Source organism: Candidatus Poriferisodalis sp., from assembly GCF_965204195.1.
Lineage (GTDB): Bacteria > Actinomycetota > Acidimicrobiia > Acidimicrobiales > Poriferisodalaceae > Poriferisodalis.
Genome location: NZ_OZ241975.1, coordinates 1,172,860 through 1,186,451 on the forward strand (window position 1 = coordinate 1,172,860; position 13,592 = coordinate 1,186,451).

Annotated in this window: 13 protein-coding genes; 11 read left to right on the forward strand and 2 right to left on the reverse strand. The window is 62.8% G+C overall.

The window, feature by feature from the left end:
* Positions 1-66 precede the first annotated feature (66 nt).
* Positions 67-837 (forward strand): SDR family oxidoreductase, encoded by a 771-nt coding sequence (locus ACOGI8_RS05250; protein WP_419855835.1) that lies wholly within the window; start codon positions 67-69, stop codon positions 835-837.
* A gap of 153 nt (positions 838-990) precedes the next feature.
* Here ACOGI8_RS05250 and ACOGI8_RS05255 read toward each other — a convergent pair whose 3' ends face one another.
* Entirely contained in the window at positions 991-1,413 is a 423-nt protein-coding gene (locus ACOGI8_RS05255) for a PPOX class F420-dependent oxidoreductase (RefSeq protein ID WP_419855836.1), read from the reverse strand.
* Positions 1,414-2,011: 598 nt separating this feature from the next.
* On the opposite strand from ACOGI8_RS05255, the gene ACOGI8_RS05260 reads away from it, so the two are divergent.
* The 10 genes from ACOGI8_RS05260 (at position 2,012) to ACOGI8_RS05305 (ending at position 11,637) form a co-directional block, all read left to right on the forward strand.
* Positions 2,012-2,185 (forward strand): hypothetical protein, encoded by a 174-nt coding sequence (locus ACOGI8_RS05260; RefSeq protein ID WP_419855837.1) that lies wholly within the window; start codon positions 2,012-2,014, stop codon positions 2,183-2,185.
* Between the two features lie 51 nt (positions 2,186-2,236).
* Positions 2,237-3,091 carry a hypothetical protein gene (locus ACOGI8_RS05265; protein ID WP_419855838.1) on the forward strand — a complete coding sequence of 285 codons (855 nt, stop codon included), beginning with the start codon at positions 2,237-2,239 and terminating at the stop codon, positions 3,089-3,091.
* Between the two features lie 119 nt (positions 3,092-3,210).
* Positions 3,211-3,675, forward strand: coding sequence for a hypothetical protein (locus tag ACOGI8_RS05270; protein WP_419855839.1), 465 nt, complete (start codon positions 3,211-3,213; stop codon positions 3,673-3,675).
* 753 nt (positions 3,676-4,428) lie between these two features.
* Positions 4,429-5,031: a hypothetical protein gene (locus tag ACOGI8_RS05275; RefSeq protein ID WP_419855840.1), complete on the forward strand. Its 603-nt coding sequence runs from the start codon at positions 4,429-4,431 to the stop codon at positions 5,029-5,031.
* Entirely contained in the window at positions 5,021-5,920 is a 900-nt protein-coding gene (locus ACOGI8_RS05280; protein WP_419855841.1) for a hypothetical protein, read from the forward strand. The genes ACOGI8_RS05275 and ACOGI8_RS05280 overlap by 11 nt, the downstream gene beginning before the upstream one ends.
* Positions 5,917-7,677 carry an AAA family ATPase gene (locus ACOGI8_RS05285; RefSeq protein WP_419855842.1) on the forward strand — a complete coding sequence of 587 codons (1,761 nt, stop codon included), beginning with the start codon at positions 5,917-5,919 and terminating at the stop codon, positions 7,675-7,677. Before ACOGI8_RS05280 ends, ACOGI8_RS05285 begins: the two co-directional genes overlap by 4 nt.
* 138 nt (positions 7,678-7,815) lie before the next feature.
* Entirely contained in the window at positions 7,816-8,775 is a 960-nt protein-coding gene (locus tag ACOGI8_RS05290; RefSeq protein WP_419855843.1) for a CBASS oligonucleotide cyclase, read from the forward strand.
* 5 nt (positions 8,776-8,780) lie between these two features.
* Positions 8,781-9,287, forward strand: coding sequence for a hypothetical protein (locus tag ACOGI8_RS05295; RefSeq protein ID WP_419855844.1), 507 nt, complete (start codon positions 8,781-8,783; stop codon positions 9,285-9,287).
* Positions 9,284-10,183 carry an AAA family ATPase gene (locus ACOGI8_RS05300; RefSeq protein WP_419855845.1) on the forward strand — a complete coding sequence of 300 codons (900 nt, stop codon included), beginning with the start codon at positions 9,284-9,286 and terminating at the stop codon, positions 10,181-10,183. The genes ACOGI8_RS05295 and ACOGI8_RS05300 overlap by 4 nt, the downstream gene beginning before the upstream one ends.
* A gap of 71 nt (positions 10,184-10,254) precedes the next feature.
* Positions 10,255-11,637: an SAVED domain-containing protein gene (locus ACOGI8_RS05305; RefSeq protein ID WP_419855846.1), complete on the forward strand. Its 1,383-nt coding sequence runs from the start codon at positions 10,255-10,257 to the stop codon at positions 11,635-11,637.
* A 108-nt stretch (positions 11,638-11,745) separates the two neighbouring features.
* Here the strand turns inward: ACOGI8_RS05305 and ACOGI8_RS05310 are convergent, their stop codons facing one another.
* On the reverse strand, positions 11,746-12,012 hold the full coding sequence (locus ACOGI8_RS05310) for an integrase core domain-containing protein (RefSeq protein WP_419856368.1): 267 nt from the start codon (positions 12,010-12,012) through the stop codon (positions 11,746-11,748).
* Positions 12,013-13,592 lie beyond the last annotated feature (1,580 nt).

Consider the following 13,592-nt stretch of genomic DNA (forward strand, 5'->3'; position numbering starts at 1 on the left):
TCGGTGAGTCTTCTCCGAGCGCAGTCGCTCCCTCGGGCCTCGCTCGATTCCGGCTAGAAAGCCCGGATGGGAACGATCGTCATCACCGGGTCCGCCGGCGGGATCGGCCAAGCGGCCAGGGAGCGGCTTGTGCGCGACGGCCACGAGGTGATCGGGGTGGATCTCCGGGATGCCGAGGTCATCGCCGACCTGTCCACGGCCGAGGGTCGCGCTGCGATGATCGATGCGGTTGCCGACGTCAGCGGCGGGCGGATCGACGGTCTCGTGGCAGGTGCGGGAATCACCGGACCCGACCCGGCTCAGGTCGTGTCGATCAACTACTTCGGGGCAGTGGCCACGATCGCGGGGCTGAGACCGTTGCTCGTCAACGGGTCCGATCCCTCAGCAGTCGCCATCAGCTCCAACTCCAGCACCGCCATGCCCGATCTGCCTGAGGATCTGGTGGATGCGTGCCTGGGCGACGACGAAGCCGGAGCTCGTGCACTGGCGGGCACTGATCCCATCGTGGCCTACGCCGCCAGCAAGCTCGCCTTGGCTCGATGGGTTCGCCGCACCGCCGTCGGCCCGGATTGGGCCGGTTCCCGAATCCGCCTGAACGCAGTGGCCCCCGGGCTCATCGACACACCCATGACGGCCGACATGATCGACGTCGTCCTGTCACTCGGCGATTTGTATCCCATCCCGCAGGAACGGGCAGGACGCCCCGAAGAAGTGGCGAACCTGCTCGCATTCCTGCTGTCGCCCGAAGCGGGCTTCTTCTGCGGATCGGTCGTGTACATGGACGGCGGCAGTGACGCCGCCCTCAACCCCGACGCCTGGCCCACCCACGTCACCTAGCTGCAACCGCGGGAGAGAGCGGTTTCTGGCGTCATAACGGCCTTGTGGCGCGGTGTTGAGTATGCAAACTGAAGTTGGTACTTGCAGATTGCATACTCAGTTACCACGGCCCGACTGGTTGTTGGATGTTTCAGCGACGCCAACAGGCCGCTGTCAGTCCCAGTCGGCGACTCCGTCGACACCAGTGATGCTGGTGGGGTGCAGGCGCACCAGGCATTCACCGGGGCCGGAGTTGCGCTCGCCGAACGACTCGGCCTGATCCTCGCCCATGTAGCGGGCGCCGGTGAGGGTGGACACGCGCCGAAGTTCCTCGGAGTTTTCGGTGAGTTCCACGACCCCGTCCACCTTCACGAACGCGTACGGCGGCGTTTCGGTGTCGACGACGAGCGAGACACGCGGTTCGCGCTTCATGGCCAGTGCCTTGCCGCTTCGAGTGCCGGTAGCGAAGAGCAGGTCACCGTCTTCCACGATGAACCACACCGGCGCCACGTGGGGATGTCCGTCGGCCGCGACCCATGCGAGCTTGCCCGTCCGTGAGCCCTCACCCAGAAAATCCAACGCCTCCGTGGCGCTCATCGGGTGCATGCCGGCTCCGTTCGTGCAGCGGAACGCGTGGGATATCGGCGAGTTCGTTTCCGCTGGTCAGCGGTGCCGATTTTTTTGTCGGCGGGTTAGCTCCACAAAATTTCGCCGCTTGCTCCACACGCCGTTTTGTATTTTAGCTGGTCAGAGGGTGTTTTCGGCCTCGCGGAATCGCGAGGTCGCGAGCGTGGGAAGTTTCGTCGGATTGGGTGCGATGTCGGCTCTGAGCGCAACACCGGCGTCGCCGTGGGGTTGCGGACCGGGTGCGCCGGGGGAGTGGCACCTAGTGCAGACGCGCAGGGCCATCGTCCGGCGCGCGTCCCTCCGAGACATCCGATTTTTGCGCCCCCACTTGCGTGGGGATTGTGTTGCCTCGCCGGGTGACGAGTACGACCTGGTCGCTTCACCCCTGCTTTCGCAGGGATCGACGCAATCTTGACCTTGAACCTCACGGAAGCACTCGAAGAGGAGAGTTGGACGCAGCTCAACCTCTGACCTGCACAGCAAGGGCTCCAGCGCAGGTGCGATGCCGCATGCCGGTGACGTCACGGCGAGATTCGTCTGCAGAGGTGCCGGTGCTACCCTCCCGCCAATGGCAACCGAGATGCGACGAGATCGGCTGACCGAAAGGTTGGCTCGGAGCGACGTGGACGTCAGTGACGACACCATTGCGGAACGCGGCGTAGGTACGATCCACACCCTGTCGCCTGAAACCATCGATAATGATCAGGAGTCATGGCTGCTCGGCGTTGTTCCTCCCGGATGAGTGTCGCCCGTCTCTGAAGGCGTCATCGTTGGCTCGACCGACGATCCGCATGTGGCAGCGGTCGCAGGGCACCTAGAGGAGCCGTTGATTGTTGACGTGTCCACGCTTCGCCGGGGCAACATCAGTCTCACTGACGAAGGGGCGTTCCGATTCGGGACGCAACGGGTGTATCCGAATCGGGGTTGGATACGACGCGTAATGCCGCCCGGCTGGACGGCGGGCGCGGTCGCCGGCAGTAGGGCCGCCCGCGACCAAGCCGCATGGCTCGTCATGTTGGTTTCGTTCCTCCGTGTTTCCGATATTCGATGGCTCAGCGAACTCGACCATCTCCTAGCGGCAGAAAACAAACTGCTGCTCGCCAAGACGGCGCGCATTGCCAATGTGCCAACGCCACGGACCGTCATCGCGTGCACTCCATCCTCAGGCGCCCAGGCGCTAGGGACATCGCAGATCGTGGCGAAGCCCTTGGGACCTTCGCTGTTCGGGAGTTCAGATGAACATGCATCTGTCGCGACAAGTGACGTCAGCAATCTTGTTGAGGACGAAATGGAACCCGAGGCTTACCTCTACCAGCCTCGCATCGATACCCAACGGTGCTTTCGAGTTGTGACGGTCGGCACGCAGGCATGGTCCTTCGTACGGTCGGTCGAGCCCGGCGAACCCCTCGACTGGCGCTACTGGGCCAGTGCCCACGACAGCTTCGAGTTGACTGACAACGCGCGACTCGCTGAGAGCGCCGTCAGTGTCGCGAGTGCGCTCGGAGTCGGATTCTCGAGCCAGGATTGGCTCGACGATGGCACTACAACTTGGATCGTTGACGTAAATCCTGCCGGTCAATGGTTGTTCTTGCCCGATGACGGCATGATCGCAAAGGCGATTGCTGCGTGGCTATGTCAAACCGGCTGATGATGCGGTGTCGGCAATCGGCGCGGCGCTTCCTTCGGGACGCCGGGGTCTACACAAGCCACTGTCTCGCCCTGCTGATTCCAGATCGCTTGCCTCGTTACGCGAGTTACTACGGCGACATGGAACGCGGAGACATCAACCGCTGGTCGGACCACGCGATTGAGAACCTGATCGAGGAAGCTCGAGTTCAGCAGGCGACGCAAATCTCCTTGCTGACGAGCGCCCACACACGCACACGCTTTTCTTTTGGAACTGGGCTAGGTGGCTTCATCCTGGCAATCGGAACGTACGACCAATCGGGTACCGCAGCCGTCACGGCATGGTGGATCGCAGCCGGGATTTTCTTGGTCGGACTCTGGGGTGCGGCAGCCAATCTCTCGACTAAGGATTTGGTCGCCTTCAACGATGTCCTCGTGCTGAGCAACCAAACCCCGCCACCCTCGCGACGCTCGCTCGCTCATGCGTACCTCAACATGATCCCGCAAGTCAGCGATGTCATCACTACGCGCATGTACATCTACAGATCCTCGCTCCGCCTAATGCTCCTTGCTGGTGCGGCCCTGTTGGCTATGTCGGTGTGTTGACGGAGAACCGATGTTCGAAGCCGTCTAGAGCAGTGTCGAACCGGGATGGACCGGGCTGCCCTCGATCGAGCAGCTACGGCCGCATACACGGGCGCATTCGGGCCGCCACTCGGCATCCGCTACGACCGTTGTATGCCGCCGTCGCCGACATCGAGATTCCGCTTGCGCGCTGCCGATTGCGCTGACATCGGTGCCGCGTCCACCCGCCACGACCGACCTCTGGTAACCGCGTCCAGATCACAATCGTAGGTAAGAGGGCTGCGTCACCGAACGTCTCTGCCAGATCCGGAGTCACGGTCCACAGCGACTGCGTTGTCCAAGCCTTTGCCTGCCGGACCGTGGATAATCGGGATTGGCTCCCGGCGGAGTGGTCCGTGCGAATCTGCGATTTGCCAGCACCGCCGGCGGCTGTCAGCGTCGAAACCAGCTAGTTCGCCGCCGGGGTCTTGCGTGCGCTGCGGCCCGTAGCTTCTCACAATCGTGTAGTTACACTCCTGTCGCCGCACGGCTGGGCGAGGGGTCTCAAACTGTGCGTGCAGGTTCAGTCAGGGGACGGCTCATGGGCCTCTTAGTCGCCTTAGGGGCGTTGCCGGTGGAGTTGGGGCAGGGTGACGCAGCCAAGTCTGACGCGGCCGCATTCGGTCGAGTAGGGCCTTGCCCGCCGGGGCTCTGGGGGTGTCCGCATCGACCGGGGAGCGAGATCCCTGGCGGTCAGACGGTTGTATTTTCTTCTACCCGGTCGACTAACCAGTGATGACGGTGACGGAAACGCCGCGACCCGATGAATGGGTGGCTGGTGATGACGGCCCTGCACGACTGGCTCTGTTCGTGGACGTAGAAGGAGCGATGAAGGCTGGCGCGAGGAACGGTATCCGCAACACAGTGGGGTCATTGCCGAGCGAACATGACGTCGAGGATGTGGTAGTGCAGGCGTTCAATGAGCTCTGGCTGTCGGACCGGTCTGAGATTGAGTCGCTGCTCGGCTTGGCCCGCACGATCGCGCATCGTCGGGGGATCGACCGGGGCAGGCGGATACTGCGGGAGAGGCGCGACGACCGGAAACTCGGGATGGATCTGCTGCGGCTCTCAGATGAGGATTCAGCCCGCGATCAACTTGAGGACGCCAAGACGCTGGAGATCGTGCAGCAGTGCAAGGAGCACCTCACTGCCGACCAGCGGGCGGTCGTCAGTGCCACCGTGGAGGGCACAATCGACGGAACGATGCCGCTCAAGGAGTACGCCGAGCGCCGAGGCACCACCTACGAGGCGTGTCGACGCATGGTCGAGCGCGCAATTGCGGCACTGAGAAGATGCGTTGAGACTGCGTTGAGAAAGGATCGGCCCGATGGCGGGTGACTCCGATCCGATGATTCCTGATGATTTGATCGAGGAGTACTTGCGGTTCCTCCGAGAAGGCGGCCCCGAGCCCGACCTGGCTGGTCTTGATGAAGACTTGTCGAATGCAGCAGAGGGTGCCTTCAGAGTCCTGGAAGCCCTTGTCGACGCAACCCCTGGATCCCCGCCGCTTGAACGTGACCCGGTGGCCATTCGTCTCGGGTTGGTAGGTGCGCCTACAGGCGCTCCGCTTCAGGCATCGGCTGATCGGGACGATCCGGTCACGGCCGCAGTTGCCGAGGTCGAGCGCCGGTTCAGCGTGGCATGTACGCCTGCGGCCACAGACGGGACCGAATTCGAGCGCCGCTTCGAGTGCCGCTCGATGGTTGAGAACGTGCTCATCGTGGTCGTCCCAGAGGGGACGTCAAGAGCAGCGATGTCGGCGCATGCCCGGAGTGCATTCGCCCTCGCCGAGGATCTCTCGGCGGTTGCCTACACGACGACGGTGGGAACCGAGTCGGCGGTGCTGACGTACGCGGAGAGCCATCGGATGCTCGATCCCGCATCAGGATGGGCCGACTCCCCTGCCGTTTCCGATGGTGAGCCACTTGAGATTGCGCTTGGTCGCTATCTCGAGCGATCTGATCCGCGATGGGGCGCGATCCAGGGCCTGGACATGTCCGACGTGCTGGGCGGTATTGATTCCGACGTCGTGGCGATCGTTCAGGAAGTCAAGCAGGAGTTGGCGTCGACACGACCGCGGTTGGAGCACAGGAAGGAGGCGCGGGCATTTGTGCTCGGCTGCGACGACGAGATGTTCATCGACTGGGCACGACGGGTTCAGCGCCGTTCTGCGAGCGGCGAGGATGTGCAGGCGGAGATCGAGTCACTGTTTGAGGCGAGATCGTGATTCGGTTCGTCGAACTCCAGAATTGGCGTGCCTATCAGGACGCCGCGATCGATCTCGACTCGAAGGTGGTGTTCTTCGTCGCTCCCAACGGCGTCGGGAAGTCGTCGCTGATGGAGGCCGTGCGGTGGTGCTTGCTTGGTGAGCCAGCAAATCGCAAGGCGAGATCGGCCGTCAGGCTCGGGTCGCCGTCGGCATCCGTTTCCGTAGAAGTCGGGCTTGAGCAGCCCGAGCAGACGCTGCGGGTCGAGCGATCACTCACGCCGGCTGGCAGGACCACGTTTGCGGCCTCTCTTGATGGGAGGGCTGTCGAAGAGGGCCAGTACCTGTCGCTGCTGGTCGACCGGTGGAAGGCCGATCGTGGGCTGATTGACCGTCTCATGTTCAATGATTCTCAGCTCTCGGCGGCCAAGTCTGCATTTCCGGTGCGTGATCATCTTGCTGCGACGCTCGGCGTCAAGCCGCTGCTTGAAGCGGCCACGGGACTTCAAGACGCCCGCAAGGCGGTTGCTCAGCGTGTTGCGGACATGCGCGCAGACCTCGACGACGAGGAATCTGCTGTGGTCTCGCGACAGACGACGGCATCCAACGCTGCCGCTGAGCTCAACACGATCACCGAGCGTCGACAGGAAATCGCCGCTCAGCGCAGACAATCTGAAGCTGACGCGTCACTTGCCGGACGGTGGGATGAGTACCGCGAAGCGACAGTCGCTCACAACAGCGCCGTTGCAGCCATTCTCGTCGAAGTCGGTGAGGTGATGGAGGTAGACGCCGATGCACCAGAGCAGAGCCTCATTGCGGCACGCGAAGAAGCGACCGCATTGGTGACTGAAGCACGACAGTCCAAGGCAGACCTAGAGATAGCTAGTGCCAGATCTGCCGGCGCGTCGGATCTGCTCGCGAACCCGGTGACGACATGCCCGACGTGTCTTCGACCACTGAGTGAGCACGAGCGGCATGCCGCCTTGGCGCAGCACGGAGATGCAATTGCGGAAGCAGACAGCGATGCGGGCATGGCTCTAGAGGCCGAGACCGCAGCGCAGGATCGTCTCGACACGCTGAGTGTGTTCATGGCGAGGCTTGCAGCGCTACACGCGCCAAGCCCTCCCGCGGACCCAGATCCCGGCCCAGAATCTGGCGAGCAGCTACGTGAGATCCGGGAGGCCGAGCAATCGCTGGCAGAAGAGGCAGGGCGGCTCCAGGCGATTGCGGCAGTGGAGGCTGATCAGGCTGCTCTCGGCACGAGGATTGAGCAGAAACGAGCTGCTCTGAGCTCGGCGGCCCATCAAGAACAGCTGCTGTCAACCGCGATCGAAGTACTCAACCAACTGGCGGACAAGACTCTGCGCGACCGGATTGATCCGCTGATCGAAGAACTCGCAGGACGGTGGAAGCTCCTCTTCGGTACCGAGGGCCTGACGCTTGACCCGTCTGGCCAACTCAGCGTGAATGCTGCGAACGGCACCCTAGACATCGCTGACCTCAGCGGTGGCGAACGAGCTACAGCGATTCTGATCGCACGTCTCCTCGTCACGGCATCGACGACGCGGATTCCGACGGTATGGTTCGATGAACCGCTAGAGCACCTAGACCCCCGCCGCCGATCGGCAGTCGCTCGCACGATCGTGCGGGCTGGACAGACGGACACCGTCGCGCAGTTGATTGTCACGACGTACGAAGAACGGATCGCTCGCCAGCTCGCCGCGACGGATCCGGACAACGTGAGAGTCGTGTACGCCGACGCCCGTCCGCGAACCTGAACCAAAGAATCCTGCCGCAGGGGGTTGTATTTCGGGCTGCCCGTTCGACAAGGAGGTGAAGGGCACCTGCAGTGCGGTGCCTGAGACCACGTTTGCCCTGATCGCGGGGCAGGCACCACCAGGAAGGGTAGGCACCAGATGGCACCACACATAACGAACACCGATCTCAAAGCCTTCGCCGAGAAGAGGATCAACCTCAAGATCGACGAGGTCAGCGCCGGCAGGGACCGCGTGCGCTTTCTGCGAAAGCGGCTGGAAGACCACATCGCGAACAACCCGGGGTTCTCGTTGGTGAGAATGCTCCATGCGGGCAGCGTCGCCAAGGGAACGGGTCTCGCCGACCTCAACGACATGGATGTGGGGGTCTACGTCGAGGCCGACGCACTCGGCGATGAGAACCTCGTCCTGTGGATGACGGACCGCCTTCGGGAGGTCTACGGCGCCACGATCGCCCATGACGCCGTTCAGCCGGGCACCCACTGCCCGACGATCACCTTCGCGTCCGGGCTCAACGTCGATGTTGTCCCCGTCCTCGACGAAGGGGATGGCGACGGCAAGGGCTACCTCGTCGCGAAGGACACCGGCGAGCGGCTGCTGACCAGCATTCCGATGCACCTGGACTTCATCCGGGCGCGCAAGAGCGATCACCCGGGCAATCTGGCTCAAGTCGTCCGGTACTTGAAGTGGTGGGTCCGCAACCAGAAGCGCGACGACGAGACTTTCAAGTTCAAGTCGTTCATGGCAGAACTGATCGTCGCTCACCTGTCCGACAGCGGGATCTCCTTCAGCGACCACATCGCTGCGTTGACAGCGGTGTTCGAGTACATCGTTGACAGCGGACTCAATGATCGCATCGCGTTCGACGACTACTACACGGCCAGCGATCTCCCCGCTGCCTCGACTGCCGCAATTGAGATCTTCGACCCTGTCAACCCCGACAACAACGTCGCAGTCCACTACACCGACCAGGACCGGCTACGCATCGTGGCCCGGGCCGAGACGGCCTTGGATGCTCTCGTTGAAGCGGGCTTCGCCACCACCAAGGCTCAGGCGGTCGCTTGTTGGCAGATCGTTCTCGGCACAACCTTCAAGGGCTGATTCTCATGAGCATGACGACGACGCACACCAACACCTTCACGATCGCGAACGCCCGATACGTGACCTCCAAGATCAAGACCGATCTCAAGCTGCTGCAGAAGACCTATGGCTCGCCGACGGATGCTGGCATCGAAGCCTTTGGCGAGGAAGCCGCCCAGCTCCTCAATCGTGGCTATCTGGGCACGGTGACTTACGGCTATCGCCGCAATGGATGCTGGGTATTGGCCTTGGAGTACACCGCCCGCAACGATGGGACGCTCGCCGCAGACGACCGTGCGGGCGGGATCCCGCGCGGAGTCGATATCGCTGGAGCACAGTTCTACTCATATCTGACGTACAGCCCGAAGTGGAAATCTCTGCCAGCGAGCGAGCGAAGCCGGATCAAGGACTCACTGCCCACATCGCGCACAGGAGCGCCCCAGCCCGGCACGAGCGGCGGATATTGGAGCTCAGACCGGAATTACTCGTCAAACGGCACCGGGGTCGCACGAGGGGCCTTCAGACCGCTATGAGCCAGGACCTCTTCGACGATGAACTTGAATTGCCCGACCGTTCTGCGCAGCAACGGCTGGATCGCCTCGTCGGCCTCGACTCGGTCAAGGCTGCGTTGGTCGCCAACGCTGCGGTCTTGCTTGATCCCAGCGCGTTGCGGGCGTGGTCTTCCGCCGCTCACGGCTCGGTGCTGCCGATCGTCGAGACGTTCGCCGAACGAACACCCTTGTTCGTGCTTGCCGGCGATGTCGGCACTGGGAAGTCCACTCTCGCAGAGACGTTCGCTCAGCAAGTGGCGGTAGACCGTGACATCAACGTCTCAGTGCTCCGTCTCAGCCTCCGTTCTCGAGGTGCGGGCGCGGTGGGCGAGATGACGCGTCTTCTTGGTGATGCCTTCGACGAGGTCATCAGGCGTGGCCGGGGCCTGCGCAGCGGGGATGCACTCGTGCTGATCATCGATGAAGCCGACGCGATCGCCCAGTCCCGCGAATTCGGACAGATGCATCACGAAGACCGGGCCGGAGTGAATGCCCTCATCCGCGGAATCGACACATTGGCGGCCGAGCGTCGCCCCGTCCTGGTAGTGATGTGCACTAACAGGCTGAGCGCCCTGGACCCGGCCGTTCGGCGTCGTGCCGCGGCAGCATTCGAGTTCACTCGGCCTGACGATGCTCACCGCCTAGAGGTGCTCAGTCAGGCACTAGCCGGCTGCGGGCTGAGCTCGACTGAAATCGAGAAGCTCGTCGATCTAACGGGAGACACGGGATGCGGCTACGGCTACACGTATTCCGACCTCGTGCATCGTGTTCTCCCGGATGCCGTCTTGAAGGCGTTCCCAGATCGGCCGATCACGATCGACGTAGTCGCCGATGCGATCGCAACCAATCCGCCGACCCCACCCTTTAAGAGCGAATGACTGCTCTAGACGCGACATCGAAGCCGAGTAGTTCCGGGGCCCGGATCACCGGCGACGACTTGCAACACCTCGTGGTGTGGTACTGGTGCCTACGCGCAATTGCCGAGCCGGACGGCATTTCATCCGTAGCTGTCGAGGCCGACGACGTCGGGAACGTCGACGATGTCGTCGTTCGCTTCGCCGACGGCCAATCCAAGTTCATCCAGGTCAAGGCAACGGTCGCGAGTGCGAACCTGGCGAACATCCATTGGCTAACGGATCGGCCCCAGCGCTCCGGAGCCGGTAGGCCGTCGCCGAGCTTGCTTCAGAAGCTGCACAAGTCTTGGGTCGACCTCGGCCGTCCAGCTACGGGACTGGAGCTCATCACAGGAAGACCCCTCGACGGACGCGACGGTGTGCTAGCGCTGACTGATCGTCGCAATTCAATCGGCACGGGTCTGCGCCGAGCTAACTCGCAAGCGCTCACGGCAGAAAGGAGAGAACTCGCCAATCACCTCGGCTGCGCTGAGGCAGAGCTTTGCGAGTTCTTTGACGCTCTCGCTATTCGCGTCGGACAAACTGAAGCAGAGTGGCTAACGAGAGTGGCCGACATTGCGGCCGCCGCTGGCATTCAAGCCGACAAATCAGCTGTGGGCGTCGCACTCGCCTGGGTCCGAGATTGGGTAAAGGACACCCGCGACCCGCGCACACCGGAACAGATCGCCACAGCAGCAGAGTCCATGGCGATTCGGGCCGAAAATCCTAGAACCGTCATCGTCGTCCAAGGGCTGAGACGGGAGCCAGTTGCCGATGCGAACAATGTCCTGGACTGGGTCGAACGATTCAGGGGCACCGAAGCATCGAACCGTCGCGGAATGATCAACCCAGCGGACTGGAACGGAGCCCTGTCGGATGATCTCGCTGCGCTGCGTACGACTCTCATTGAACAGAACAACACGCGCGTCCTGTTGCGGGGCGCGCTGCGTTTGCCGTGCTGGTTCGCGTTGGGTGCAGCACTCCGAGGCGTGGCAGGTTTCGACCTTGCCGTGGAATACCGGGGCGGGGTCTGGGTCGCAGACCAGCGCCGCATAACCGATCGCAGCGTCAACATCCTCACCGACGAGCGGTTCGGTAACGGCCCGACTCTCATTGTCGTCGCAATGTCGACAGATGGGACCGATGACGTCCGACGTACGCTGCTGTCGTCAGAGCACGGCCGGTTCATAACCTTGACGATCGGGGAGCGACCGCATCAGTCGCTGCTCGCTGACGCTGATGATGCGCTGTCTGCCGCCGTTGCAATCCGAGACTGGATCCGAGCCAGCATCGAATGCCGCGAGATCGATCTCGTTCTGATGGCGCCAGCACCATTCGCGGCATTTCTCGGCTGGTCTTGGGATCGGATGTGCACGACGACCATCTACGAAGATCTATTGGACGACGGCTACGAGGCAGCATTCACTATCTCCAGCTAGGTGGGCTGGCATTGGATTGCTTGGGCGGGCCAGCTTGAGCGAACTTCGTCGGTGAGATGCATGTGAATTCAGGCTCGGGGAAGACCAGCTTGAGGCAAGTTTGGGGGATCACATCGGTGAGTGACCGCTGCTGTCGGTTCGCGTGAGGTTGTGCGCGCGTGATGGGGCCGGGCCGCCAATGGCGGTGTGGAGTCGGTGGCAGTTGTAATCGTGGATCCAGCGGGCCAGGCGGACCCGCCGGTCGGTTTCTGATTGGAACACCCGGGCGCAGAGGAACTTGTCGACGATGGTGCGGTTGAACCGTTCGGCCTTGCCGTTGGTCTGGGACCGGTACGGCTGGGTGCGGCGGTGGGTGATGGCCCGTTCGGCGAGCAGCTCGGCGAACCTGTCTGAGGTGTAGTTCGGGCCGTTGTCGGTCCGGGGTCACCTCGACGGGGAACGGGAGCCGCTCGGTGACGTAGTCGCAGAACCCGATTGTGGTGCGCTGGTCGGCTTGGGACAGATGCGCAGCACGCGCAGCCCGGTGCAGCCCTCGATGGCGGTGAGGTGGCGGTGCTGTTTGGTCGTGACGCTGTCGATCCGGGCGACGGAGCTTCACGTCGATCTGCACCCGATGGCCCGGGCGCTGCTTCTCGTAACGTTTCGGGCGCTGGGCGCGGCGCTGTTGGCGCTGGTTGGCCGGCAGCCGGCCAAGACCCAGCCGGTGCAGGACCCTCCACACCCCGCAGGGGGAGATCTCGACGTCGTGGCAGTGCTTCAGGTACATCGCGATGCGAGCGGGACCGAAGTGGTAGTTCTGGCGCAGATGCACGATCCGCTTCACCACTTCGCCCTAGGTCGCGGTGGGGCATCGTTAGGTGGGTCCCCATCCCCTGGGCACCCAGCTCCTCGAACCGGTTCCGCCACCTGCAGCAACACCGTCCGGCTGATCCCGCACAGCGGCACGTCGCCGCGACGTTTCCTGAGACCTCCTCGGCGTGTCGACGCCGCGCCCAGGACCAATGCCGGATCTTGCGTTGCTGTTCTCGATCGTCCATCAGGACTTCGTCTCACGAGAAATCCCGACTGTCAACAACCTCCGTCAGTTTCAGACCGGTGACGTCAGGTTGCCGCGCCATGTGATCTGACACACAGGCATCGGCGGCTGGCAACGGGCGCCGTGAGGGCAGGCGCTGTCAGCGGTTCGCGTTCGAATTCGGACATGCGGTGCCGTAGATCCGTCTGATGGCTGTGGCCGTGCTAAAGCGCGCCGGACTGGCGGTTCGCTGCCGCGCTGCAGGTGGATCGGACGTTTCCGAGACTGAACGAGTCTGAACCGCACTGTGCCGTTGCTGATGCACCTGCAAGACTGACACGGCGGTGCACAGCGACAGTTGCGTGGCCTGCGGAGGCGAGGGCGTCAAGCCGAAGCGAGCGGTGCGGCACCAATTCCGCTACTTCGTATTTGTGCAGCACCAGGTGTGGTCCCTTGTTGACGATGAGATCGAAGCCGAGCATGGGCCTTTGCCCAACGACAAATACGTGCCTGCTGGCTTGAAGTACTCAGTGGCTAGAAACCCCGCAGGCCGCTATGGGGAGAGCATCAGAAGCGGGCTTGACGATGCCACCGAGCTGCTTACGTCGTGCGGGCGCTTCACGAAGCGGTGGCACCAAGGGCGGACATTCGCGTCGGACAGGGAAGCCGACCGCACTGTTGAGCGACTCGCTAGCGGACTGCCGGTGTTCATTACGCGTGCGATAGCTGTAGCGGCAACGGTAGGCGTGGCGGTGCCTGCATGGATCAGTGCGCTCGTCATGTTGTGCCAAGCCTGCGATTAGACCGCTCAGTTGCCCAACTGCATCATTCCGGTCGCGTTGGCAAGTCTGAGGCCTGCGCGAACGATTGGACCGGTGCCACGGCCGCTGGGCGAAGGTGACCTAACTGCTGAATCGTGTTGAGGCGTGTTGGCATCAGC

Bases quoted from the DNA above. Each gene is read 5' to 3' on its own strand.
- ACOGI8_RS05250 (WP_419855835.1), top strand. From the start codon at position 67: ATGGGAACGATCGTCATCACCGGGTCCGCCGGCGGGATCGGCCAAGCG.
- ACOGI8_RS05255 (WP_419855836.1), bottom strand. From the start codon at position 1,413: ATGAGCGCCACGGAGGCGTTGGATTTTCTGGGTGAGGGCTCACGGACG.
- ACOGI8_RS05260 (WP_419855837.1), top strand. From the start codon at position 2,012: ATGGCAACCGAGATGCGACGAGATCGGCTGACCGAAAGGTTGGCTCGG.
- ACOGI8_RS05270 (WP_419855839.1), top strand. From the start codon at position 3,211: ATGGAACGCGGAGACATCAACCGCTGGTCGGACCACGCGATTGAGAAC.
- ACOGI8_RS05275 (WP_419855840.1), top strand. From the start codon at position 4,429: ATGACGGTGACGGAAACGCCGCGACCCGATGAATGGGTGGCTGGTGAT.
- ACOGI8_RS05280 (WP_419855841.1), top strand. From the start codon at position 5,021: ATGGCGGGTGACTCCGATCCGATGATTCCTGATGATTTGATCGAGGAG.
- ACOGI8_RS05290 (WP_419855843.1), top strand. From the start codon at position 7,816: ATGGCACCACACATAACGAACACCGATCTCAAAGCCTTCGCCGAGAAG.
- ACOGI8_RS05295 (WP_419855844.1), top strand. From the start codon at position 8,781: ATGAGCATGACGACGACGCACACCAACACCTTCACGATCGCGAACGCC.
- ACOGI8_RS05300 (WP_419855845.1), top strand. From the start codon at position 9,284: ATGAGCCAGGACCTCTTCGACGATGAACTTGAATTGCCCGACCGTTCT.